A 22,220-nucleotide genomic window follows, 5' to 3' on the forward strand; every position below is an offset into this window, starting at 1 on the left:
AGCGATTTGATCAGCCGGCGAATCGTTCGTACCAAATCAACGATGACGGGAAGTATCGGCGCATCTGTGCAATACCGATCAAGTCGATCTCATCGACCTGCTCTTGTGCCTCTTCGCGAGTATGCGTCCGAATGTAACCGCGATTCCAGCGCATCGATATCTGCACCCGCGCCTCGTAAGGCAACCACTGGATGCCCGGGAACAACCAGTGCGGCTCGATCGGAAAATAGCGGTAGGGGGTTTGCACCCAGTGCCGGTCGGCCAGCCGGTGCACATTGTCGGCCAAGCGTTGCCGCCGCACATGGCCGCCGACATGTTCCAGTAGCGAATTGGAGAACACCAGGTCGAAGTGGTCGTTCGCGATCGTGCTGGGCAGCTCACATGCGTCGCCTTGGATCGCGGTGATGCCCGTGATCTGCGATTCGATGGGCAGCAGGTTGACCGTGGTGACCGCGGTGGGCCGCACTGGGGCCAACCGCCACGACTCCGGTGTTCCGCCCAGATCGAGCACTCGCATTTCGGCGAACGACGGAAAAACCTCGATGAGGTGCCGCCATCGTCTCGCGCGGGCGCGCCCCGAAAGGGATCGCCGCGAATTGATGTCCGTGGCGGTGTCGCGCAACCAGTTCGACATTTATCCCTAGTCTTTGACGTCGGCCCGATGACATCGGAATCTCCGGTGTGGCGTTTCGAGCCGGATCCTGCCAGCGACCGCCGCATAACGAAACTAATGGCTGCCGGTGAGCACCGCAAGAAAACGCCCCGCTGCGGAAAACGCGGCGTTCGGCGAGAATGCACCAGGTGAAGACGGAGTTGGTGGTTGCCGTCGCACAGCCACGAACCGTGATGGGCGCGGTGGCCGCGAATGTCGATGCCCACGCGGCCCTGATCCAACGGGCCAACGCACGCCTGGTGGTGTTTCCGGAGCTTTCGCTCACGGGCTACCAACTAGAGGTGGCACCGGTCGATGTCGCCGGCCCAGTCGTTGATCGGTTGGTATTGGCATGTGCGGCAACGGGTTGCAGTGCCTTGGTCGGCGCACCCGTCGAAGACCGCGGGCGGCGCTACATCGCGATGGTGCTGGTCGACTCCTCGGGCGCTGAGGTAGTCTACCGCAAGACGCACCTGGGCGCCGCCGAAAAGGCGCGGTTCCGGCCAGGTCCCGGCCCCCGAACGATCGACCTTGACGGGTGGCGCATTGGGTTGGGGATATGTCGTGACACTGGTGTGCCCGAGCACGTGCGGGGCACCGCGCGGCTCGGGGTGGACCTGTATGCCTGCGGTGTCGTTCATCATGACGGGGAACTCGGCGAGCAACGGCACCGTGCTCGCACCATTGCCGCGACGTGTACCGCGCCGGTTGCCATGGCAAGCTTCGCCGGGCCCACCGGAGGTGGCTACCTACACACAGCGGGCCATTCGGCTATCTGGTCGGCGACGTCGACGCTGGTAGCCGAGGCCGGCGCCGGACCGGACCAGATCGCACACGCCACGATCGGCCGGACCCCGCCGGGTCGGGCCGGCGACGATCACACCCCGAAGACGGCATAGATGCTGACGGTGGTGAACCTGTCGAAGCGCCGCCAGTGCCGGCGCGCCCTCTCCAATGCGGGCAGCAACCGCTTGGCGCCCCGGTTGTAGCCGATGTCGAGCTGTCGCAGTCCGCTGTTGTCGAACGCCGCCCGGAACTGATCGGGGGTGTTGCCGTTGAGGCCGATGTCCAACAGCGAGCCCACCGGATGGCCGTATTTGCGTGCTGCGGCCGCAAACACCAGCCGTTTCGGCAGGATCGCGTGCGCCCAGGGCACCTTCAAGCCGGTGCGCCCATGGTCGCCGAAGGGGCTGTAATACAGCGGGCTGAATCCCGCGTAGATGCGCCCGCCGGGCCGGGTCAACCGTTCGCCGAGGGCCAAAAGCAACGACGCCACGTCGGCAACATGCTCGAAGGTGTCCTTGGAAAGGATCACGTCGAACGGTTCGTCCACCGGAAGCGACCGCACATCGACCGCCCGAAACCTCACCCGATCGGCCAGCTCGGGAAATCGCTGCGCCAGGTTGCGATTGGCGAACGCGACGCGCCCTTCATCCAGATCCACGCCGAGCACGCTGGCGCCGGCTTGGGCGATGTCGATCGACAACGCGCCATGGCCGCAGCCGACGTCGAGGACCCGCTTGCCCGCCCAGTCGGGGACAACCCCGAACCGACGCCAATACTCGTTGTTGGACTCCGCCTGCTCATCGAAGTACTGCCGGGCGTACTCTTCGCTCTCGGTCAACGCCACCCGACCCATCCGTGTGTCGGCATGGCATCGCCGCCGGCCACCGTGCCTGTCGTCATCGTCGTACCTTATGAGAACACCGTCGGGGATGGTTGGTTGACATCGTCATCGCCGGGACGGGTGCGGATCGCTGGCCAGGCTTGCCCACAACCGCGTCAGCGGCTGATACCAGCGGTCGAGCCCGAACTCACCGGCCCGCTCTCGGGCGGCCCCGCCCAGGCGGGCGCGCAGGTTCTCATCGGTCACCAGGGCGCCGAGCGCGTGCGCGAGCTGATCGGCGTGGGCGGGCCCAACGAGCAGGCCGTTGACGCCATCGGTGACCACTTCGCCGATGCTGCCCGCCGTTGTCGTCACCGGGGCCAGCCCGTTCGCCATCGCCTCGAGCAACGCCATGGGCAGGCCCTCGTTGCGGCTGGGCAACACGAAAATTTTTGCACGGCACAGCAACTCGTCGCGCGCCATCGGATCGAGCCAGCCCACCACGTCGATCGTCTCGCCCAGACCGGCCTTGGCGACCGCCGCACGCACCTGGGCGACGTCGCCGTCCCCGGCGAGCGTGGCCAGCAGCCGGTTGCGCACCGTCTCATCGAGCGCCGCTACCGCTTCGATCAGGTCATAGCTGCCCTTGCGCACGCCCAGCCGCCCCAGGGCCACCGCATGCACCCGCTGGACCCCCAGCTGATTCACCGGGGTGTTCGGAATTCGAACCGCGTTGGGTAGCACGCTGATCCGGTTGGTGGGCAACCGCAGCCGGCTGGCGTACTCCTGGACATGGCGCTCCCCCAGCACCACCCAGTGATCGGCGGCCAGCATCCGGCGCACCGCCGCCCGAGCTGGCGGCGCGAGCTGATCGAACCAGCCGCCGAAGTCGTAGCTGTGGGCATGCACAATCGCCGGTGTACCGGTCAGTCGCGCCGCTAACAGCGGCAGGGCTTTGCGAATCACGCTGCCGCCGTGGGCCAGATGAACATGCAGGACATCGGTGCGCTTGCGCAGCACCAGCCAGGTGGCGCGCAGCATTCCGCGGACACCGAGCATCAGCCGCGGCCATAGCGGGCCGTCGATGAACGTGGGCACCGCCGTGATGTGGATGTGTGGGTCAGGATGGGCCGCCATCAGCGCGATCACCGTGGCCATACCGCCCCGGCTGGTCGCCGCGGCCGGGGCCGGGCCGACCACCAGCACGCGCAGCCGGCCCTGCGGCGTCGGCACCCCGACCGAGTTCACTCGGGCGTGCCCGCCGGCGCCAGCGCCGCGTCGGTATCCGCGGCCTGGGCATCGGCGCCGCCGCGTCGCTGCGTGGCAAATCCCATCGTCAACCCCAAGACCAGACCCAAGCCCAGGGCGTCCACCGGCATCTCCGGCAATGGCCAGACGGCGGAGATGGCCAGCAAGCCGATGCTGGTGGCCGCAGCGATCTTGGCGCGGTCCGACCCGCGGCGCAGCGCCCCGAACAGCGGGGTGAGGGCGAAGATCGCAAACACCGCCATGCCCACCGCCCCGGCCTTGGCCAGCCACCAGAGATAGAAGTTGTGCGAGAAGGTCGGGTAGAGCTTCATCGTGAAGTCGTCGGGGTCGTCTCCGTACGGTTGCTGATAGGCGTAGCCCAGGCCGTGGCCGAACACCGGGGCTTCCGCGATCGCGCGGTCGAGGCTGTCGATTTCGCGCAGCCGATCTTGCGTCGATTCGTCGACGGCGAGCGCGCCGCCCGAAAGGCCATGCAGCACACGCTGGTTGAATGCGGTGAACTGATCGGCGAGCCACGCCCCGGCCCTGGACTGCTGCAGCAGAAACAATGAGGTCGGCACCACAAACGCGACAACCGCGGTGCCGACCAGGAAAAGCGTGGCGGTCCGGCGCAGCGCCGGCCAGCTGAAGGTGGCCAGCAACACGATGATCAACGCGGGCAGGCCCAGCGCGAAAAAGAAGGCCGGCCTGACCCGCCCAACGATCACCGCGGCGACCAATGCGCTCAGCACGGCGGTGGCCGGTGTTTGCGCGGACAAGATGATCCGCAGGGCCTGGTCGGCTCCCGTCGTCTCGGCAAGGCTTTCCGCCCGGCCGGCCAGCCGGATCGCATGCACCGAACCGACAATGGCCATGCCCGCCGAGAACCACAGCGTCACGACCATCGTGACAATCGTTGCCGTACACCACCAACAGCGCCAAGACGAACCCGCCGGCCATCTCCAACAGGTTTTGCGCCGACCGCATCACCACCCAGTCGGGGTGTCCAAGCACCAGCCCGACCACCGCATACAGCAGCACCGCCACCGCGAAGATGCCGGGCAGCACGAAATCGGAGACCCGCGGTCGCACCAGTGGAATCAGGTAGCAGATCGCCAGCACCAACGCCACCTGATAGGCGTAGATCACGCCCGGGCCGACGACCTTGCCCACGTGCAGGCTTGCCGGCAGCGCCGCGAACGCCAAGAACAGCGCGATCCCTACCATCGCTTCGGGTTTCGCCCAATACACGACCAGGCTGAACATCCCGGCGATCAGCATCACACCTTGGCCGGTGTGACGCACCGACAGCACGCCGAAAACGAAACATCCGAACAAGAACGCCGCGAGCAGTGCCGCACCCATCGCCAAGCGATAGCGGCGCGGCAGGTAGAGGATCACGACAGCCCGCTTAGCTTTCCGCGGTAGATCCGGGCGGCGGCGCTGGTGTGGCGCGAAATTCGGGCGTCGGTCAATACGGTGCCGACGACGTTCGCCCCGGCCGCGCGCAGCGCCGACAGCGCGTCGTCGACTTCATCGACGGTGGTGCGTCCCGCGCGCACCACCAGCACCGTGGCTTGCACGGCCCCGGCCAGCAAGCCGGTATCGGCCGGTGGCCAGCACCGGCGGGCCGTCGATCGCCAATCGGGAAAAGCGTGCCGAAAGATCCATCAGCACGCTGTCAATCACTTCCGGCAGGTAAGCGTTGGCCGACGCGGTCTCGCGGCGGACACTTCGCGACGCCAGAATGAACAGCTTCGAGATCCGGGTGGGCTTGACGACTTCCAGCGCGATCTCGGGGTTGGCCAGCGCGTTGGCCAACCCTTCTCGGGATTCCACCTTCAGCAAGCCGGCAATCACGGGCCGACGGGTGTCACCCTCGACCAAAAGTACGTCTTCACCGAGTTCGGCTAAGGACAGTGAGAGATTCAGCGCGGTGGTCGTGGTTCCCTCGCCGGCGAACGGCGCCGCCACCACCAGGCGCCGGGCCTGCGGCCCCATCGCCCGCAGCAGGCGGGTACGCAGGCCGCGCACCGCGTCGTCGATGGCGACGTCGGTACCGAACTGCGGCACGCCGCCGCGCCGGCCGGGAAGCTCGGCCAACGTCGGCAGACCCGAAAGCTGGTCGAGTTGCCGGCGGCTATGCACGGTGCGATCACTGGCCTCACGGGCCAGCGCCACCGCGATCCCGAGCAGCAACCCGGCCGCAAGCCCCATCACCAAGTTGCGCTTGGGCAGCGGCCGGCTGGGACTAACAGGCACCTCGGCCCGCTTGACCACCGTCACCCTGGCCATCGGGGCGGTGGGCGGCGCCTGCTGCTGCGGTTCGGCGCCGAGTGCGCGCGGGGCCGAACCGAGCGTCCCAACCAGCGTGGCGAACGAATCGGCCATGCCCCCGGCGAGCAACGCGGCACGCTTTGGATCGGTGTCGGAAACCGCGATGGTGAACAGCATTGATTTCGGCGTGTATTTCACCTGGGTCTGCTGCACCAGAGCTTCGGGGCTGATCGGCAGCTGCAGCTGACTGATGGCGCGTTGCGCCACCTCACGGCCCCCGGCGATCTCGGCATATGACGACAACAGGTCTTGTGCGGCCTACCCGCCCCAGTACACGTCGTTGACGTCGGTCTGCCCGGATACCGAGATGAAGATGGTGGCCGAGGATTGATAGACCTTGGTCTGAAATGCGGTGACGGCTGTCGCGCCGGCCAGACACGCGAGCAGCGCGCCGACCACAAGTTTCCAGCGCTTGGCGAGGGTCTGAACAAAGGTGCGGAAATCCATCCATTACCCCCTCTGAGCCGGCGCCACACAAAGAGGGCCGATCGCGTTCCCTGGGCACCCGCACTGGGAATTCCTCTGGAATTATGCAGCATTCTCGCCGTCACGCAGGAGATACGGCGGTCCTTGCCCCCGGACCCGGCACCGACATCCGGACCAGCCCCGACCAGCCCCGACACCGCGCGGTGGCCCCCAAGCGCGCAGCGCTGACCACGCCGGTTCGCGTAGCGTGTCACCGACAAGCCGCGGCGCAAACGCGTTCTAACCCGGCAATGGCTTGGCCGTAGGAGATGCCGATGCGACGCCAGGCTCACGATCGCGAGGGAAGACTGCCGCCGATGACAGCCGCGGCCCGGATCAAACGGTGGCTCGCTCCGGTGGTCCGAACCGTCGCGCCGGGTCTTTTCTGGCAACGCAAGTACCGGGTGCTGCAACGCCTCGGGGAATCCCGCGCCGATGTCCGGCTGGCCGCGTCGCTGTGCGATCCGGATCGCATCTCGGTGGACATCGGGGCCGACGTCGGCGAGTTCACCATCGCGATGCTGGCCTCGTCACGCTCGGTCGTCGCGTTCGAGCCCCGGCCCGCCCAGGCGCGCGAGCTGGCCTCGATGTTCGACGCGGTCGGCGCCGCGGTGCGGGTGGAAGCGGTGGCGCTATCCGACAAGCCCGGTTGCCTGTCCATGCGCGTCGTGGAGTCCGAACCGGGCCGCAGCACGATAGACACCGGCAACGCCCTGGGCGATGTGGCTGGCCGAATCCGAAGCATCGACGTAGCGGTCAAGCGCCTCGACGATCTGCAATTGAGCGACGTCGGCCTGATCAAGGTCGACGTGGAAGGCCACGAACTGGCGGTGTTGCGGGGCGCCACCGACACTCTCATGCGCAACCGGCCGACGATTCTGGTGGAAGCCGAGGAACGCCATCGCCCCAACGCCGTGGCCGAGATCACCACCCTGTTGGGCGGACTCGGGTACCGGGGCTTCTTCGAACTCAGCGACGAGCGGCGCCCGATCGCCGAGTTCGACGTCGCCCGGCATCAGAACCCGGCGAACATCGGCGGCCAGCGGGATGGCTGGGCGCCCCGGGGCGTCTACGTCAACAATTTCGTCTTCGTCCCCTAGACCGGGCCATCACCCGGCAACCGCCGGCCGAACGAAAAAACCCCAGCCAACGGCCGGGGCATCCGCCACGCGACTCGGCGCTCACTTGTGAACCGAGTCTGCGAATCTGTGGAGCTAGGGAGAATCGAACTCCCGACCTACTCGATGCGAACGAGTCGCGCTACCAACTGCGCCATAGCCCCTGAACGCTATGCAGGCTACCAGCCGCGGCCGCAACGGCCGAACCGCCTGCCCCTACTGGCCCACGGCGCGCGGCAAGTCCCGCGGCCAGCCGTAGCCGCGCACCGGGCCGGCGTAGTCCAGATGCTCGAAGATCGGGTCCTCGTCGTCGATCTCGAGCACCACCGCGCCGGGACGCCGCAGCCGCGACGGCACCACGTCGTAGTCGCGGTCGTGGGTGTTTTCCACCCCGAGCCGCGCCCGGGCCTGTCGTTGCATCCGGCGCCGCCGCACCTTGGCCTCAATGCGGGTCTGGCGGCGCAAATACGCCAGGTAGAGCATCGTCACCACGGTGGCTGCCGAGCAGAGCCACCACGCGGCAGCCGTCACTTCGAAGGCGGCAATGGCCGAGCCGACCAGCACCACTGCCATCGCCACCAGCATGCGTTTACGGAACGCGTACTTGCGAGCGCTGACCGCTGCGGCGGTCTTGGTGTCGTATCGGCGCCGCCACGAGGCACCGGAGGTGTACCTCGGCGTCGGCTCGTAGCCCTCTTCGTCGTCGGCTTGCGCCTCCAAACCGGAAGTGTCGTCCATGTATTCATAGTCGTCTTCGGCGTGCTCGTGGTTGGCCGCGCGCGCCGCGAAGAGCTCCGCGGTGTCGAGTTCGGAGTCGTCGGCCAATTCCGGCTCATCACCTAGCTGCGACTCGTCAACGGGCTCTTCTTCACCGTCGAGTTCGGCCTCCGGCACCGCCGTGCCGGCCGCCCGCGCCATCGGCTGCTCCTGCGCCGATCGAGCGCCGGGGCCCAGGCAGAGCACACCCGAGTCTTCCTCGACGACATCGACATCGAGGTAGTCGGGCTCGTCGACCGCGGTGTCGCGAGTGGCCGCCACCTTCATGATGACCGCACCCTGGCTGCCCGTGTCCTGGGCTACCTCGTCATCGCCGTGCGCCAACTCCGGGATTTGGTCGGTTTCCGGCTCGGCGTCGTCCTCGTCGTCGTCATCGTCGTGGGCCTCGTGGTCCCACTCTCGCTGGCGTTTCCAGTCGGGGTCGCTGCGATGACCGGCGGCCGGACCGCCGCGCTTGACCAGTCGCGAGCTCGCGCCCCCGTTGAGCACCCTGGTAGCCAAGGCGACGTCGCTGGTGCGACGGACCGCTTCGCGTTTGCTGATCAGCATGGGTACCAGCACAAACAGCCACAGCACCACCAGCGATATCCACAACAACGACTGCGGGATGCTTGGCATAGTGACCTGCTCTCTTCGGTTCCGATCCCCGCGAGGCACATCAGTGGCCAACGCGGCCGGGTCAAAAGCGCCCAAGGGCAATTACACACCTGTAATTTGCCTCCCACAAGCACCACACGCCACACGTGTCGCGATAGCCCCAATTTTCCCTAGGGCTCCCGCCAGCGGGATTTCGCCATTCGCACCGGCCGGTTTGCCGCCGGCGCTCAGAGCCGGCTGGCTTGCCCCGCGCGAACCAGCGTCGAGACCACCGACCCTTCGACCTCTTCGACGGTGAGGCCAACCAGCAGGTGATCGCGCCATGCCCGGTCCACCTCGAGGTAGCGGCGCAACAGCCCCTCCTCGCGGAACCCGACCTTCGCCAGCACCGCTCGGCTGGCCGCGTTCTCCGGGCGCACCGTGGCTTCCACCCGGTGCAGCCCCACCGGCCCGAAGCAGTGGTCCAGCCCCAGTGCCACCGCACCGGTGGCGATTCCCCCACCGGTCTGCGAGCTGGCGACCCAATAGCCGATCCAGGCCGAACGCAGCGCCCCGTGCACCACGTTGCCGACGGTCAGCTGGCCACAGAACCTGCCGTCCAGCTCGATCACATACGGCAGCATCCGGCCCTTACGCGCCTCCGAACGCAGCCCCGAACACACCGCCGGCCAGGCCGCGACCGAATGCCGGATGGTCCAGTCGCCCTCCGCGCTGGGCTCCCACGGTTCCAGGTGAGCGCGGTCGGCCAGCCGGGTCCGGCTCCACTGCGCGCCGTCGCGCATTCGAACCGGGCGCAGCCGGATCACGCCGGCACGAACCCGCAGCGGACCGACATCCATCGGCCAACCGGGATGGCGCTGCCCAGCGCGCATGAGGTTCACGAAGATCTTGCCGTGGGTCGCTCTACCCGTGCTGCGCCAGGAAGGCGACGTCAACGATCTCGCCGGTACGGATCTGTTCGGCTCCGGTGGGTACCACAACCAGACAGTTTGCCTCGGCCAGCGTGGCCAGCAAGTGCGAGGATGCCCCCGGAGCCCCGCCCAGCGCCTGAACCAGGTATTCGCCGCTCTCCTGATCCCGCATGAGCTGGCCGCGCAGGTAGCCCTTGCGGCCGGCCACCGAGGTGATCGGCGACAGCGTGCGGGCCTGCACGATCCTGCGCATCGGTTGGCGTTTGCCCAGGGAGAGCCGGATGAGCGGACGAACCATCACCTCGAACACCACCAAGGCGCTGACCGGGTTGGCGGGCAGCAGAAACGTCGGGACCCGATCGCGGCCGAGTTGGCCGAACCCCTGAACGGATCCCGGATGCATCGCGATGCGAACCACTTCCATATCGCCGAGCTCGGAAAGCACCGAGCGGACCGCCTCGGCGGCCGCGCCGCCCACCCCGCCGGCGATCACCACCACCTCAGCCCGGTTGATCTGGCCCTCGACGATCTCGCCGAGTTGCTTGGGGTCGTTGCTGACGATGCCGACCCGGTTCACCTCGGCGCCGGCGTCCCGGCCGGCGGCCGCCAGCGCGTAGGAGTTGACGTCGTACACCTGCCCATTGCCCGGCGTGCGGGAGATGTCCACCAGCTCCCCGCCCACCGCCATGACCGACAGCCGCGGCCGCGGGTGCACCAGCACCCGTTCGCGCCCCACCGCGGCCAGCAGCCCCACCTGGGCGGCCCCGATGATGGTGCCGGAGCGCACCGCGACGTCACCGGGCTGCACATCGTCACCGGCATGGCGCACATAGGCGCCCGACGGCGCCCCGCGCAGCACCCGAACCCGATTCATTCCGCCATCGGTCCACCGCAGCGGCAGGACCGCGTCGGCCAGCGTCGGTAGCGGGGCCCCGGTCTGCACCCGAACCGCCTGCTTGGGCTGCAACCTGGTGGGTGTGCGAGCACCGGCTTCGATGGTGCCCATCACCGGCAGCGTGACCGCATCACGGCTGGTAGCGCTGCCGTCGTCGACAAAGAACTCGGCGGCGCCGGAGGCGAGGTCTTGCCCGACCCCCACCACGTCGACGCTGCGCACCGCATACCCGTCGATGGCGGCCTGATCAAAACCCGGAAGGGGACGTTCGGTGACCACTTCTTCGGCGCACATCAAGCCCTGCGCCTCGGCGATGGCAACACGGATCGGCCTCGGGGCCACCGCAGCGGCCGATATTCGGGCCTGCTGCTCCTCTACAGAACGCACAGCGCGCCTTTCCGTCGAGCCAAGTGGGCGAGCTGGGCCCAACCCGCTCGGCTACTGCTCGGTCAGGCCCAATCGCGCCACCAACCATCGCCGCAAATCCGGGCCGTAGTCGTCACGATCCAATGCAAAGTCAACCGCAGCCTTGAGGTAGCCGCCGGGATTTCCCAAGTCGTGTCGGGATCCGCGGTGCACCACGACATGGACCGGATGCCCCTCGGCGATCAGCAGCGCGATCGCGTCGGTGAGCTGAACTTCACCCCCGGCGCCGCGCTCGATCCGGCGCAGCGCATCGAAGATGGCGCGGTCGAGCACATAGCGCCCCGCGGCCGCGAACATCGACGGCGCGTCTTGGGTCTTGGGCTTTTCGACCATGCCCTTGACCTTGAGAACATCGGGATTTGCCGCCCATTCCCCGCCCGGCACCGGCTCGACATCGAACACGCCGTAGGCGCTGATCTCGTCGGGGGATACCTCGATGGCACACAACACCGTGCCGCCCAGCCGGGCCCGCACCTTCGACATCGTCTCCAGCACGCCGGTCGGCAGCACCAGGTCGTCGGGCAAGAGCACCGATACGGCGTCCTCATCATCGGACAGCGTCGGCTCGACACAGCTGATGGCATGCCCCAGTCCGAGCGGCTCGGCCTGCACCACGGACTCGACCTTGATCAGTGCCGGGGCCCGGCGAACCTTGGCCAGCATGGCCGTCTTGCCGCGGGCCTCCAACGTGCCCTCGAGCACCAAGTCCTCGACAAAGTGCGCGACAACCCCGTCCTTGCCCTCCGAAGTGACGATCACCAGCCGCTCGGCACCGGCGGCGGCCGCCTCGGCGGCCACCAGCTCGATACCGGGCGTGTCGACGACCGGCAGCAGCTCCTTGGGCACCGTCTTAGTCGCAGGTAGGAACCGCGTACCCAGGCCGGCAGCGGGAACGATCGCCGTAAAGGGGATCGCAACTTCTTGTGACATCGTTCAAACGATAACCTCGCCAGGAATCGCCGAGTCGGTCCGGCCGGTAGAAATCGTGACCTGTCATCGTTGAGGCCATGACGTCGGTGAACAAGGCGGCGATGCGGGCGCGGCTGCGGCAGGCCCGGCGCGTGGTCCCCGACGACGTTCACGCCGCCGAAGCCCTGCTCCTCGATGCGCGCTTGGCGCAGGTCATCGACGGTGGCGCCACCGTCTGCGGATACGTTCCGGTCGGCACCGAGCCGGGCTCGATCACCATGCTCGACGTGTTGTTGCAGCATGGGGCGCGGGTGTTGCTGCCGGTCGCCCGCACCACCGACGGCGACGGCCCATTGCCGCTGATGTGGGGCGAGTATCGGCCCGGTGAGCTGGTGCGCGGCCGCTGGGGACTGCTGGAACCGCCGGCGCCCTGGCTGCCGGAGTCAGCCGTGGGCCAGGCCAGCCTGGTGCTGCTGCCCGCCCTTGCCGTCGACCTCGAGGGTGTCCGGCTCGGCAAGGGGCTGGGCTTTTACGACCGGTCCCTGACCAACCGCAACCCGCAAGCCCGCTTGCTGGCGATCGTGCGCGACGAGGAGGTGGTCGACCGGTTGCCCTCGGAGCCGCACGACGTGCGGATGACGCACGCGATTACCCCCCAGCGCGGGATCATTTCCTTTCCACACCGGGAATGATCGAGCTCACGTGGCGACTCTAGCACTTGAAACGGTAGAGTGCTAACCCAGACTGACCAAATCCGGAGGTTTCTGTGCCGACCTACAGCTACGAGTGCACTGAGTGCAGCAACCGCTTCGACGTTGTGCAGTCGTTCACCGACGACTCGCTCACCACGTGCGAGGAATGCTCCGGTCGGCTGCGCAAGCTGTTCCACGCAGTTGGCGTCGTGTTCAAGGGCAGCGGTTTCTACCGCACCGATAGCCGCGAAGCGACAAAGAAATCGAAGAGCTCCAGCGGCGGGTCGTCGTCGAGCGAATCTTCCAGCAGCTCCGGGTCGAGCGACGCCAAGACGTCGAGCACGTCGTCGAGCTCCAAGGAGAAGTCGACAAGCAGCGCCACCCCGGCCGCAGCCAGCACCTCGAGCTAGCGGGTTATCCACAGGGAGCCGTCTGACCGGCACCCGCCGCCCCGCCACCCGCCTACCGTTTGCACCGTGGCGGATCCCTCGCTAAACCCAACCCTGCTCAGCCGCATAGCGGTGTCGGTGCGTCCCGAGTGGACCCGGACCGTCCTGGCCCGCCGCGTTGTCGCGGGCGTTCTGGTCGTGCTGGCCGCCGTCGCCGCCCTGTGGCCCAGCCCTGACACCAACCTCTGCGAGGTGGTGGTTGCCGCGCGTGACCTGTCGCCGGGCACACCGTTGACCATCGCGGACGTCCGCCTGGAAACGCGTTCGGCCGCAACCCTTCCCGACGGATCCCAAACCGATGTGGGCGCATTGGTCGGGGCGACACTGGCCAGCCCCACCCGGCGCGGCGAGGTGCTCACCGACGTCCGAATCCTGGGCAGCCGGCTGGCCGAGTCCACCGCGGGCCCCGGCGCCCGGGTCGTGCCGCTGCATCTGGCCGACAGTGCGCTGATCGATCTGATCCGGGTCGGCGACGTCGTGGACGTCCTGGCCGCGCCGCCCACCGACACGCCGGCGGCCAATCAGCCCTCCCCACCGGCCGCGAAGGTCGTGGCCACCGACGCCGTCGTCGTGCTGGTGTCGGCCAAGCAGGAGCTACAAACGCACGCTCACCGCGTAGTGTTGGTTGCGCTGCCGGCTCGCCTGGCGAACATGGTGGCGGGCTCTGCGCTTGGGCAGACTCTCACCCTGACCCTGCACTGAGCAGCTCGCCGCCGTTGGACAGGTGATCGACAGCAAACGCGGTCCAGTCTCGGTCCATTCCTGAAGGGACATCCCAATGCTCAAAGGGTTCAAGGAGTTTCTCTCGCGGGGCAATATCGTCGACCTGGCCGTCGCCGTGGTCATCGGTACGGCATTCACGGCGCTGGTCACCAGGTTCACCGACAGCATCATCACGCCGCTGATCAACCGGGTGGGCGTCAACGAGCAGTCCGATCTGGGCATCTTGAAGATCGGCATCGGCCGCGGCCAGAGCATCGACTTGAACGTATTGCTGTCGGCCACCATCAACTTCATCCTGGTCGCCGGGGTGGTCTATTTCCTGGTGGTGGTGCCCTACAACACGTTGCGCAAGAAGGGTGAGGTCGAGCAGGCCGACGACGCCCAAATCGTCCTGCTCACCGAAATCCGCGACTTGCTCGCACAGACGAACTCCAACTCGTCCGGCCGGCACGAGGCCCCGGGGACAGCCGGGACGCCCCCGCCGAACTACGGACCCCGCGCGGACACCTGACCCGTCACCGGGCCCGGGCCTAGATCTCCAGACTCGACAGTTGGCCGATGATGTGGGCGGCCAACGGATTCAGCGTCGCCATCCCATCCCGCACGGCATAGCGGGACCCGGCCAGGTTGATCACCAACGTGCTCCCGGATACCCCGGCCAAGCCACGTGAGAGCCCGGCGTCGGTGATTCCGGCGGACAATCCCGAGGCCCGGATGGCCTCGGCAATACCCAGAATTTCGCGGTCCAGAATCTCGCGGGTGGCCTCCGGGGTGACGTCACGCGGCGTCACACCGGTGCCGCCCACCGATACCACCAGGTCCACCCCGCCAATCACCGCGGTGTTCAACGCGTTTCGGATGTCGACCTCGTCGGCCTCAACCGCAACCACCCCGTCGACGACGAAACCGGCCTCGGTGAGCAGCTCGGTGACCAGCGGCCCGCTGTGATCCTCATCGCCGTGCGCGGTGCGGTCGTCCACGACGATGACGAGTGCCCGGCCGACTACTAACTCCGCACCCTGTTCCATGGGTGCAACGCTATATCCGAGGTCGGACAGCTGTGCATCGGCGTTCACTGTTCCGCCTTGCCGAGGGTGACTTGCACGGTACGAGTACTGCCGTCGGGATCCTGGAAGGTCAGCGACACCTTGTCACCCGGCGCCTTGGACCGCACCGCGGCGACCAGCGCGTCAGCGCTGGTGATCGCCCGGTCATCGACCTTGGTGACGACAACGCCCTTGGGCAACCCGGCGGTCGCGGCCGCACCGCCCTGCACCACCTCGACAACCTTGGCGCCGGGTACCCCCTTGTCGGTGGTCACCTGCACACCCAGCGAGGCGTGTGATGCCTTGCCGGTGCTGATCAACTCGTCGGCGATGCGCTTGGCCTGGTCGACCGGAATCGCGAAGCCCAGGCCGATGGAACCACTTTGGGCATCGCCGGAGTCCGCGCCCAGCGTGGCGATGGCCGAGTTGATGCCCACCAGTTGAGCGTTCATGTTGACCAGCGCGCCACCGGAGTTACCCGGGTTGATCGCGGCGTCGGTCTGGATGGCATCCAGCACGGTGTTCTGGTTACCCGACTCACCGGTGGTGGACACCGGACGGTTGAGGGCGCTGACGATTCCCGTGGTCACGGTGCCGGCCAGGCCCAGCGGGGATCCGATCGCCAGCAACGGCTGGCCGACCCGCAGGTCCGCCGACGATCCCAGCGCAATCGGGGTCAGGCCACTGACCCCGGACACCCGGACGACGGCGATATCGCTGGTGGGGTCGGCCCCGACCACGGTGAACGACGCGGTACGCCCGTCATAGAGCGTGACCGTGGTCTTGGGCTCCGGCGCACCGGCGGGCGGCTTGGCGGCGGCGGCCACCACGTGGTTGTTGGTCATGACCAATCCGTCGGCCGACAAGATGATGCCCGAACCCTCTTCGGACTGGCGGCCCACGTCGGTTTCCAGCATCACGACGCTGGGCAGCACTTTGGCGGCCACCTGCTCCACCGAACCCGGCGGCATGTTTGCTGCGGGGACACTCGGAGCCCCGCTGGCAACCATTTCACGACCGCTGCTCGTTGCCGGCGAGCGGTTGAGTTCGATGATCGATGCGGCCGCACCGCCGATACCGGCGGACACCACCGCGATCACCACCGCACCCATGACCAACATTCCGGCCCGGGGCCGACGTTCGCGAATTACGTTGGGAGGGGGCGCCATCGGTGGCAGCATGCCGGGAATCGGCCCCGGCCCCGTGCCGCCGGGGATCGGGCCCGGCCCGGTGTCGGGCGGGATCGGTCCCGGACCGGTGGCGGGCGGCAGTAGGCCCGGCCCGGTACCGCTCACACCCTCGTAGGACGGGCGCGGCTGCGGGCGGGACTGGTGATAGCGCCAGTCGAACTGCGGGTTGTAATTTTGCTGCGGCCCCTGGGCATAAGCGGGCGGCACTGGCTGGTTAGGCGCGGTACGATATCCCGGCTGCTGCGGCGGTGGCGAATACCTCGGGTGATTCGTCATGTCGCTAAGTCGCTCTTCCTCTGCTCGGGCTTTGTTTGGCCCTCGATTTTCCAGCCATGCGCTGCTTGCATGGGCTTGATGGTCAACAGTAACTGCACAACTACCTTGCGCGCGCGGACTGAGAATCCACTGAGATAACGTTCGCCGAACCCCGAGAGTTCGCGCCATTGGCGCCGCGGGTGTCTACGGGCTCGGTTTTTTTGTCATCGGGGGCCGCCGGGTAGGCCGAATCCGGCATCGGGCGCCCAGGCAACAGCATGCAGATTGCTGTTCCGGGCGGCTGACCGCCCGGGACGGTGTCTTCGATGCGCAGCGATCCCCCGTGATTGAGCACCACCTGCTTGACGATGGCCAGCCCCAGGCCCGAGCCCGGCATCGCCCGCGCCGAAGTGGACCGGTAGAACCTCTCGAAGACCAGACGACGCTCCTGCGGGGAAATGCCCGGCCCGTTGTCGGACACCACCAGCTCCGCGTGCGATGGATCAAGCTGGCGCAGCCGGATGCCCACCCGGCCGCCCGGCGGACTCCATTTGGCGGCGTTATCCATCAAATTCAGTGCCGCCCGCGACAACCCGGCCGCATCGCCGTAGACCTGCCAACCGACGACATCGACGTCGAAGTGGATGTCGTTGCGACGGCGCCGGACTCGCTCCAGGCTGCGGTCGACCACCTCGGCCATGTCGACGGGTTCGTGCACCACGACACCGGCATCGCCACGGGTCAGGTCGACTAGGTCGCCCACCAGAGTGGACAATTCCTCGATCTGGGCGACCACATCCTCGCGCAAGCCAACCATCTCCTGCTCCGGCAGGCATGGCGCGCCGGGCTCCATCGACGCCATCAGCAGCTCGACATTGGTGCGCAGCGAAGTCAGCGGGGTACGCAACTCGTGGCCGGCGTCGGAGACCAGCCGCGCCTGCCGTTCCCGGGACTCGGCCAGCGCTCGCAGCATCAAGTTGAATGCCTCGGTAAGCCTGGCCAACTCGTCGCTGCCGAAAACCGGGATGGGCCGCAGGTCGTCGGTGCGGGCGACCCGCTCGGCCGCTTCGGTAAGCCGACCCACCGGGCGCAACCCGGCCCTGGTCACCATTCCACCGGCCACGGCGGCGACCGCGACGCCAACGCCACCAACGATCAGCAGCACGGCGCGCAGCTTTGTCATGACCGCTTCGGTCGGTTTCAAACTCTTGGAGATCAGCAGCGAGCTGCCGTTGGGCAGATGGATCGCAAGCACGCGCTGATCGGACACGGTGCGCCGGGACAAGAACAGATCCCCGTGGATCACCGCTTTCTCCGGCGCCCCGACCGGCAGGGTCTGCCCCGGCTGGTTGGCCGTGTAGATCGACCGGCCCGGGTTCACCAGCATCGCGTTCACATCCGAGTAGGCGGTGCCCTCGATGGCTTTGCCCGGATCGGCGGCCAGCGAGCCGCTGGCGATCAACAACTGCGCCCGGCTCTGCAGCTGGTTGTCGATGTCGCTGTAAAGGGCGGCGGAGATCACCGCATAGACGGCGAAGGACATCAGCACCACGACCATCGCCACCATGGACATCGCCAGCAGCATCACCCGCCAGCGCAGCGACAGCGAGCTGGTGGCACGCAGCGGTGCGCGCGGTCCGCGACGGAATCCCACCATCAGGGTGGCGTTTCGCGTAGCACGTAACCCACCCCGCGCACGGTGTGGATCAGCCGCGGCTCGCCCTCGGCCTCGGTTTTACGCCGCAGGTAGCCCACGTAGACCTCGAGCGCGTTGCCGGACGTGGGAAAGTCGAAGCCCCACACCTCTTCGAGGATGCGGCTGCGGGTCAGCACACGTCGCGGGTTGGCGATCAGCATCTCCAGCAGGGCGAACTCGGTTCGGGTGAGGCTGATGCGCCGCGCCCCGCGGGTCACCTCCCGGGTCACCGGGTCCAGGCTCAGGTCGGAGAACGTCATGGCTACCGAATCGGCGGCTTCGTCGTCTTCGGGCTTGGTGCGGCGCAGCAACGCGCGCATCCGCGCCAACAGCTCTTCCAGCGCGAACGGCTTCGGCAGGTAGTCATCCGCGCCGGCATCGAGCCCCGCGACCCGTTCGGAGACGGAATCCCGGGCGGTCAGCACGAGAATGGGCAGATCATCACCGGTGCTGCGAAGTTGACGGCATACCTCCAAGCCATCCAGTCGCGGCATCATGACGTCCAGCACCAACGCGTCAGGCCGATCACTGGCAATCATCTCGAGAGCTTCCACACCATCGTGTGCCAGCTCAACCGTGTAGCCATTGAAGGAAAGCGACCTGCGCAGCGACTCGCGCACCGCGCGATCGTCGTCGACGACAAGTATCCGCACGGACATTAGTTTCGTCCTAACGCCTGAGAGCGGCCTGAGAGGCGCGCCGAAATGACGACAGCGTCACAATTTGATCGGGATCAATAACCAACGGTTTGCCAGCGCCGCCAGGCAGCCGGCATCGATGCACCGCGCGGCCGTCATGCCGCGCCGTATCACAACCGCCACATTGGCCCCACTAGGAAGGGGCCGGGTTGCGCCCACTCAGCAGCGACGGCAGTCGCCGCTAAGAGGACAGAGACACCCAGGCGCGATGGCCCAGGGTAATCGGGCTATCGACGGTCGAGATCGATGAGACCGAGCCGGGCCGCCTTGAGCAGCCGGCGAGGCACCTTGTGCTTCTGACCGCCAACGGTGACGCCGACGAGTTCGGCCTTGGTGGCCTTCCACTGCGAGCGCCGGCTTCGAGTATTCGCGCGCGACATCCTGCGCTTTGGTGTGGCCATGGTCGGACCTAACTCCTCGGTCGGGGTTTCGGGTTCAACATGTCGCACGGCATGGCCAATCGGCACAGCGGCGACGAATGACGTCAACGATAGTCGGTGACCTGCTGGTTGCCAAAACCGGGCACCGCCGGATCCGCCGTGTTCGCGCACCGAGTGAGGCGGGTATCACACCGTGGCAGGATTCCCGCTATGCTGACCTACCGGTTGGTTGGTTCACGCACCGGCAAACCCTGCCTACCGGTAACCCCGATGAAGGAGGACGCGGATGGCGTCTCGTTCTGATGCGTCCGGCGCCGTACGCATCGCGAACTGTTCCGGTTTCTACGGGGACCGTCTCTCGGCGATGCGCGAAATGCTCACCGGCGGCGAGGTGGACTACCTCACCGGCGACTACCTGGCCGAACTGACCATGCTGATCCTGGGCCGCGACCGGATGAAGAACCCCGAGCGCGGCTACGCCAAGACCTTCCTGGCCCAGCTCGAAGACTGCCTGGGACTGGCCCACGATCGCGGAGTGCGCATCGTCGCCAACGCCGGCGGCCTCAATCCCGCCGGGCTGGCCGATGCGATCAGGGCCCTAGCCGAGCGCCTGGGCATCGGCGCCCGCATCGCCCACGTGGAAGGCGACGATCTGGCGCCCCGCGCGGCCGAACTCGGCCTGGGCACACCGCTGACAGCCAACGCCTACCTGGGCGCGTGGGGCATCGTCGATTGCCTCAACAGCGGGGCCGACGTCGTGGTCACCGGCCGGGTCACCGACGCCTCGGTGATCGTCGGATCCGCGGCGGCGCACTTCGGCTGGGGCCGCACCGACTACAACCAGCTGGCCGGCGCCGTGGTGGCCGGCCATGTCATCGAATGCGGGGTCCAGGCCACCGGCGGCAACTACGCCTTCTTCACCGAGGTCCCCGATCTGACCTACGCCGGCTTCCCGCTGGCCGAGGTCAGCGCCGACGGCACCTCGGTGATCACCAAACACCCCGGCACCGGTGGGCTGGTCAGCCCAGACACCGTCACCGCACAACTGCTCTACGAGATATCCGGCGCCCGCTACGCCAATCCGGACGTGACGGCCCGGATGGACACCATCCAGCTGTCCAGCGATGGCCCGGATCGGGTGCGCATCGGCGGCGTGATCGGCGAAGCGCCCCCACAGACCCTGAAGGTGTCGCTGAACAGCATCGGCGGGTTCCGCAACGCCATGACGTTCGTCTTGACGGGTCTGAACATCGAGGCCAAGGCCGAGCTCGTGCAACGCCAGCTCGAGGCCACCCTGACCGTCAAACCCGCCGAACTGGAATGGACCCTGGCCCGCACCGACCACGTCGACGCCGACACCGAGGAAGCCGCCAGCGCCCTGCTGCACTGCGTGGTCCGTGACCCCGACCCCGCCAATGTGGGCCGCAAATTCTCCTCGGCCGCGGTGGAATTGGCGTTGGCCAGCTACCCCGGATTCACCTCGACCGCGCCCCCGGGCGACGGCCAGGTGTATGGGGTGTTCGTGCCCGGCTACGTGGACGCCAAGCTGGTGCCACACATCGCCGTGCACGCCGACGGCACGCGCACCGATATCCCCTGCGCCACCGAGACCCTGGAACTGGAATCGGTCGATCCCCCGGCCTTGCCCGATCCGCTGCCCACCGGCCCGACCCGACGGGTACCGCTGGGCCTGATTGCCGGCGCCCGCAGCGGGGACAAGGGCGGGTCGGCCAACGTCGGACTATGGGTGCGCACCGACGAGCAGTGGCGCTGGCTGGCCAACACGCTGACCGTGGAACTGCTCAAGGAACTGCTGCCCGAGGCGGCCGATCTGCAAGTCACCCGCTACGCGTTGCCCAACCTGCGGGCGCTGAACTTCGTCATCGAGGGGATTCTCGGTCAAGGCGTGGCCTATCAGGCGCGATTCGACCCGCAAGCCAAAGGGCTGGGCGAATGGCTGCGCAGCCGCCACCTCGATATCCCGGAGAGCCTCCTATGAGCATCTGGAACACCCCCGAGCGCGAAGAGTTGCGCAAGTCGGTGCGCTCATTCGCCGAGCGGGAAGTGCTACCGCACATCGACGAATGGGAACGCACCGGCGAGTTGCCCCGTGACCTGCATCGCCGCGCCGGGGCGGCCGGCCTGTTGGGCGCCGGACTGCCCGAATCCGCTGGCGGGGGCGGCGGCGACGGCGCCGACTCGGTGATCATCTGCGAACAGATGCACCAATCGGGTGCCCCGGGTGGGGTTTTCGCATCGCTGTTCACCTGCGGTATCGCGGTGCCGCACATGATTGCCTCGGGCGATGAGCAACTGATCGAGGAGTTCGTTCGGCCCACGCTGGCCGGGAACAAAATCGGCGCGCTTGCCATCACCGAACCCGGCGGCGGCTCGGATGTGGGGCATCTGCGGACCAGCGCGGTGCGCGAAGGTGACCACTTCATCGTCAACGGCGCCAAGACCTACATCACCTCCGGAGTACGCGCCGACTTCGTGGTCACCGCGGTCCGCACCGGAGGCCCCGGAGCCGGTGGGGTTTCGCTGTTGGTCGTGGAAAAGGGCACCCCGGGGTTCGTTGTCAGCCGCAAGCTGGACAAGATGGGCTGGCGCTCCTCGGACACCGCCGAGCTGTCCTACACCGATGCGCGGGTTCCCGCGGCCAACCTCGTCGGCGCCGAGAACAGCGGCTTCGCCCAGATCGCGCAGGCGTTTGTCTCCGAGCGCATCGCGCTTGCCGCACAGGGGTATTCGAGCGCGCAGCGATGCCTGGACATCACCGTGCAATGGTGCCGCGACCGGGAAACATTCGGCCGCCCACTGATCTCGCGCCAATCGGTGCAGAAGACGCTGGCCGAGATGGCCCGCCGCATCGACGTCGCCCGGGTCTACTCGCGCAGCGTGGTGGAGCGCCAACTCGCCGGCGAGCACGACCTGATCCCGCAGGTCTGCTTCGCCAAGAACACCGCCGTCGAGGCCGGCGAATGGGTAGCCAATCAAGCCGTTCAGCTGTTCGGCGGCATGGGCTACATGGCCGAATCCGAAATCGAACGCCAATACCGGGACATGCGAATCCTGGGCATTGGCGGTGGCACCACCGAAATCCTGACCGCACTGGCCGCCAAACTCCTGGGGTATCAATCATGATTGCAA

The 22,220-nt window shown here is 67.4% G+C and carries 20 protein-coding genes, 1 tRNA gene and 2 pseudogenes; 8 read left to right on the top strand and 15 right to left on the bottom strand.

Features of this window, described 5'->3' with window-relative positions; all coding sequences use genetic code 11:
* Positions 1-10: 10 nt before the first annotated feature.
* Positions 11-634: a class I SAM-dependent methyltransferase gene (locus CKW46_RS24895; protein ID WP_015357005.1), complete on the bottom strand. Its 624-nt coding sequence runs from the start codon at positions 632-634 to the stop codon at positions 11-13.
* Positions 635-801: 167 nt separating this feature from the next.
* On the opposite strand from CKW46_RS24895, the gene CKW46_RS24900 reads away from it, so the two are divergent.
* A complete protein-coding gene (locus tag CKW46_RS24900) occupies positions 802-1,551 on the top strand; it encodes a carbon-nitrogen hydrolase family protein (protein ID WP_015357006.1) in 750 nt (249 codons plus the stop codon).
* Here the strand turns inward: CKW46_RS24900 and CKW46_RS24905 are convergent.
* From CKW46_RS24905 to CKW46_RS24920, 4 genes and pseudogenes are all read right to left on the bottom strand, one after another.
* Positions 1,530-2,291 carry a class I SAM-dependent methyltransferase gene (locus tag CKW46_RS24905; protein ID WP_252872296.1) on the bottom strand — a complete coding sequence of 254 codons (762 nt, stop codon included), beginning with the start codon at positions 2,289-2,291 and terminating at the stop codon, positions 1,530-1,532. The genes CKW46_RS24900 and CKW46_RS24905 overlap by 22 nt on opposite strands.
* A gap of 93 nt (positions 2,292-2,384) precedes the next feature.
* On the bottom strand, positions 2,385-3,506 hold the full coding sequence (locus CKW46_RS24910; RefSeq protein WP_117435570.1) for a glycosyltransferase family 4 protein: 1,122 nt from the start codon (positions 3,504-3,506) through the stop codon (positions 2,385-2,387).
* Positions 3,503-4,907, bottom strand: a pseudogene (locus CKW46_RS24915) (O-antigen ligase family protein). The gene CKW46_RS24910 and the pseudogene CKW46_RS24915 overlap by 4 nt, the downstream one beginning before the upstream one ends.
* Positions 4,904-6,290: pseudogene (locus CKW46_RS24920) on the bottom strand (tyrosine-protein kinase domain-containing protein). The pseudogenes CKW46_RS24915 and CKW46_RS24920 overlap by 4 nt, the downstream one beginning before the upstream one ends.
* Before the next feature lie 335 nt (positions 6,291-6,625).
* On the opposite strand from CKW46_RS24920, the gene CKW46_RS24925 reads away from it, so the two are divergent.
* Positions 6,626-7,408: an FkbM family methyltransferase gene (locus CKW46_RS24925; RefSeq protein ID WP_117435569.1), complete on the top strand. Its 783-nt coding sequence runs from the start codon at positions 6,626-6,628 to the stop codon at positions 7,406-7,408.
* Between the two features lie 109 nt (positions 7,409-7,517).
* Here the strand turns inward: CKW46_RS24925 and CKW46_RS24930 are convergent.
* The 5 genes from CKW46_RS24930 to CKW46_RS24950 form a co-directional block, all read right to left on the bottom strand.
* Positions 7,518-7,590 (bottom strand) — tRNA-Ala (locus CKW46_RS24930).
* Between the two features lie 52 nt (positions 7,591-7,642).
* Positions 7,643-8,821, bottom strand: coding sequence for a divisome protein SepX/GlpR (gene sepX / locus CKW46_RS24935; protein ID WP_015357010.1), 1,179 nt, complete (start codon positions 8,819-8,821; stop codon positions 7,643-7,645).
* A 206-nt stretch (positions 8,822-9,027) separates the two neighbouring features.
* Complete coding sequence (locus CKW46_RS24940) at positions 9,028-9,681, bottom strand: GNAT family N-acetyltransferase (protein ID WP_012396071.1); 654 nt, start codon at positions 9,679-9,681, stop codon at positions 9,028-9,030.
* Between the two features lie 22 nt (positions 9,682-9,703).
* Entirely contained in the window at positions 9,704-10,993 is a 1,290-nt protein-coding gene (gene glp, locus CKW46_RS24945; RefSeq protein WP_015357011.1) for a molybdotransferase-like divisome protein Glp, read from the bottom strand.
* Positions 10,994-11,044: 51 nt separating this feature from the next.
* Positions 11,045-11,962 carry a UTP--glucose-1-phosphate uridylyltransferase gene (locus CKW46_RS24950; protein ID WP_012396073.1) on the bottom strand — a complete coding sequence of 306 codons (918 nt, stop codon included), beginning with the start codon at positions 11,960-11,962 and terminating at the stop codon, positions 11,045-11,047.
* 77 nt (positions 11,963-12,039) lie between these two features.
* Between CKW46_RS24950 and CKW46_RS24955 the strand changes: the two genes are divergently transcribed.
* From CKW46_RS24955 to mscL, 4 genes are all read left to right on the top strand, one after another.
* Positions 12,040-12,633, top strand: a complete 594-nt coding sequence (locus CKW46_RS24955) for a 5-formyltetrahydrofolate cyclo-ligase (protein ID WP_117435568.1) — start codon at positions 12,040-12,042, stop codon at positions 12,631-12,633.
* Positions 12,634-12,707: 74 nt separating this feature from the next.
* Positions 12,708-13,043 (top strand): FmdB family zinc ribbon protein, encoded by a 336-nt coding sequence (locus tag CKW46_RS24960; protein ID WP_011742222.1) that lies wholly within the window; start codon positions 12,708-12,710, stop codon positions 13,041-13,043.
* Positions 13,044-13,109: 66 nt separating this feature from the next.
* Positions 13,110-13,784, top strand: a complete 675-nt coding sequence (locus tag CKW46_RS24965) for an SAF domain-containing protein (protein ID WP_117435567.1) — start codon at positions 13,110-13,112, stop codon at positions 13,782-13,784.
* Between the two features lie 76 nt (positions 13,785-13,860).
* Positions 13,861-14,316 (top strand): large-conductance mechanosensitive channel protein MscL, encoded by a 456-nt coding sequence (gene mscL, locus CKW46_RS24970; RefSeq protein WP_011742224.1) that lies wholly within the window; start codon positions 13,861-13,863, stop codon positions 14,314-14,316.
* 19 nt (positions 14,317-14,335) lie between these two features.
* On the opposite strand, the gene CKW46_RS24975 is transcribed toward mscL, so the two are convergent.
* From CKW46_RS24975 to rpmF, 5 genes are all read right to left on the bottom strand, one after another.
* Complete coding sequence (locus CKW46_RS24975; protein ID WP_482052527.1) at positions 14,336-14,833, bottom strand: MogA/MoaB family molybdenum cofactor biosynthesis protein; 498 nt, start codon at positions 14,831-14,833, stop codon at positions 14,336-14,338.
* 44 nt (positions 14,834-14,877) lie between these two features.
* Positions 14,878-16,317, bottom strand: coding sequence for a S1C family serine protease (locus CKW46_RS24980; protein WP_117435565.1), 1,440 nt, complete (start codon positions 16,315-16,317; stop codon positions 14,878-14,880).
* 100 nt (positions 16,318-16,417) lie between these two features.
* Entirely contained in the window at positions 16,418-17,953 is a 1,536-nt protein-coding gene (locus CKW46_RS24985) for a HAMP domain-containing sensor histidine kinase (RefSeq protein ID WP_117435564.1), read from the bottom strand.
* Positions 17,953-18,645 carry a two-component system response regulator MprA gene (mprA, locus tag CKW46_RS24990; protein WP_020726450.1) on the bottom strand — a complete coding sequence of 231 codons (693 nt, stop codon included), beginning with the start codon at positions 18,643-18,645 and terminating at the stop codon, positions 17,953-17,955. Before mprA ends, CKW46_RS24985 begins: the two co-directional genes overlap by 1 nt.
* A 272-nt stretch (positions 18,646-18,917) precedes the next feature.
* Positions 18,918-19,091, bottom strand: coding sequence for a 50S ribosomal protein L32 (rpmF, locus tag CKW46_RS24995; RefSeq protein ID WP_011742229.1), 174 nt, complete (start codon positions 19,089-19,091; stop codon positions 18,918-18,920).
* A 265-nt stretch (positions 19,092-19,356) separates the two neighbouring features.
* Between rpmF and CKW46_RS25000 the strand changes: the two genes are divergently transcribed.
* Both CKW46_RS25000 and CKW46_RS25005 read left to right on the top strand, forming a co-directional pair.
* A complete protein-coding gene (locus tag CKW46_RS25000; RefSeq protein WP_117435563.1) occupies positions 19,357-21,069 on the top strand; it encodes an acyclic terpene utilization AtuA family protein in 1,713 nt (570 codons plus the stop codon).
* The gene (locus tag CKW46_RS25005; RefSeq protein ID WP_117435562.1) at positions 21,066-22,214 is read left to right on the top strand and encodes an acyl-CoA dehydrogenase family protein; all 1,149 of its coding nucleotides are present in this window, start codon (positions 21,066-21,068) and stop codon (positions 22,212-22,214) included. Before CKW46_RS25000 ends, CKW46_RS25005 begins: the two co-directional genes overlap by 4 nt.
* Positions 22,215-22,220 lie beyond the last annotated feature (6 nt).

Source organism: Mycobacterium liflandii (assembly GCF_022354805.1).
Classification (GTDB): domain Bacteria; phylum Actinomycetota; class Actinomycetes; order Mycobacteriales; family Mycobacteriaceae; genus Mycobacterium; species Mycobacterium marinum.

What these genes read in the sequence shown, in the direction of transcription:
- CKW46_RS24895 (WP_015357005.1), bottom strand. Translation starts at nt 634, where the DNA reads ATGTCGAACTGGTTGCGCGACACCGCCACGGACATCAATTCGCGGCGA.
- CKW46_RS24905 (WP_252872296.1), bottom strand. Translation starts at nt 2,291, where the DNA reads ATGGGTCGGGTGGCGTTGACCGAGAGCGAAGAGTACGCCCGGCAGTAC.
- CKW46_RS24925 (WP_117435569.1), top strand. Translation starts at nt 6,626, where the DNA reads ATGACAGCCGCGGCCCGGATCAAACGGTGGCTCGCTCCGGTGGTCCGA.
- sepX (WP_015357010.1), bottom strand. Translation starts at nt 8,821, where the DNA reads ATGCCAAGCATCCCGCAGTCGTTGTTGTGGATATCGCTGGTGGTGCTG.
- CKW46_RS24950 (WP_012396073.1), bottom strand. Translation starts at nt 11,962, where the DNA reads ATGTCACAAGAAGTTGCGATCCCCTTTACGGCGATCGTTCCCGCTGCC.
- CKW46_RS24955 (WP_117435568.1), top strand. Translation starts at nt 12,040, where the DNA reads ATGACGTCGGTGAACAAGGCGGCGATGCGGGCGCGGCTGCGGCAGGCC.
- mscL (WP_011742224.1), top strand. Translation starts at nt 13,861, where the DNA reads ATGCTCAAAGGGTTCAAGGAGTTTCTCTCGCGGGGCAATATCGTCGAC.
- CKW46_RS24975 (WP_482052527.1), bottom strand. Translation starts at nt 14,833, where the DNA reads ATGGAACAGGGTGCGGAGTTAGTAGTCGGCCGGGCACTCGTCATCGTC.
- CKW46_RS24980 (WP_117435565.1), bottom strand. Translation starts at nt 16,317, where the DNA reads ATGACGAATCACCCGAGGTATTCGCCACCGCCGCAGCAGCCGGGATAT.
- CKW46_RS24985 (WP_117435564.1), bottom strand. Translation starts at nt 17,953, where the DNA reads ATGGTGGGATTCCGTCGCGGACCGCGCGCACCGCTGCGTGCCACCAGC.
- rpmF (WP_011742229.1), bottom strand. Translation starts at nt 19,091, where the DNA reads ATGGCCACACCAAAGCGCAGGATGTCGCGCGCGAATACTCGAAGCCGG.
- CKW46_RS25000 (WP_117435563.1), top strand. Translation starts at nt 19,357, where the DNA reads ATGGCGTCTCGTTCTGATGCGTCCGGCGCCGTACGCATCGCGAACTGT.
- CKW46_RS25005 (WP_117435562.1), top strand. Translation starts at nt 21,066, where the DNA reads ATGAGCATCTGGAACACCCCCGAGCGCGAAGAGTTGCGCAAGTCGGTG.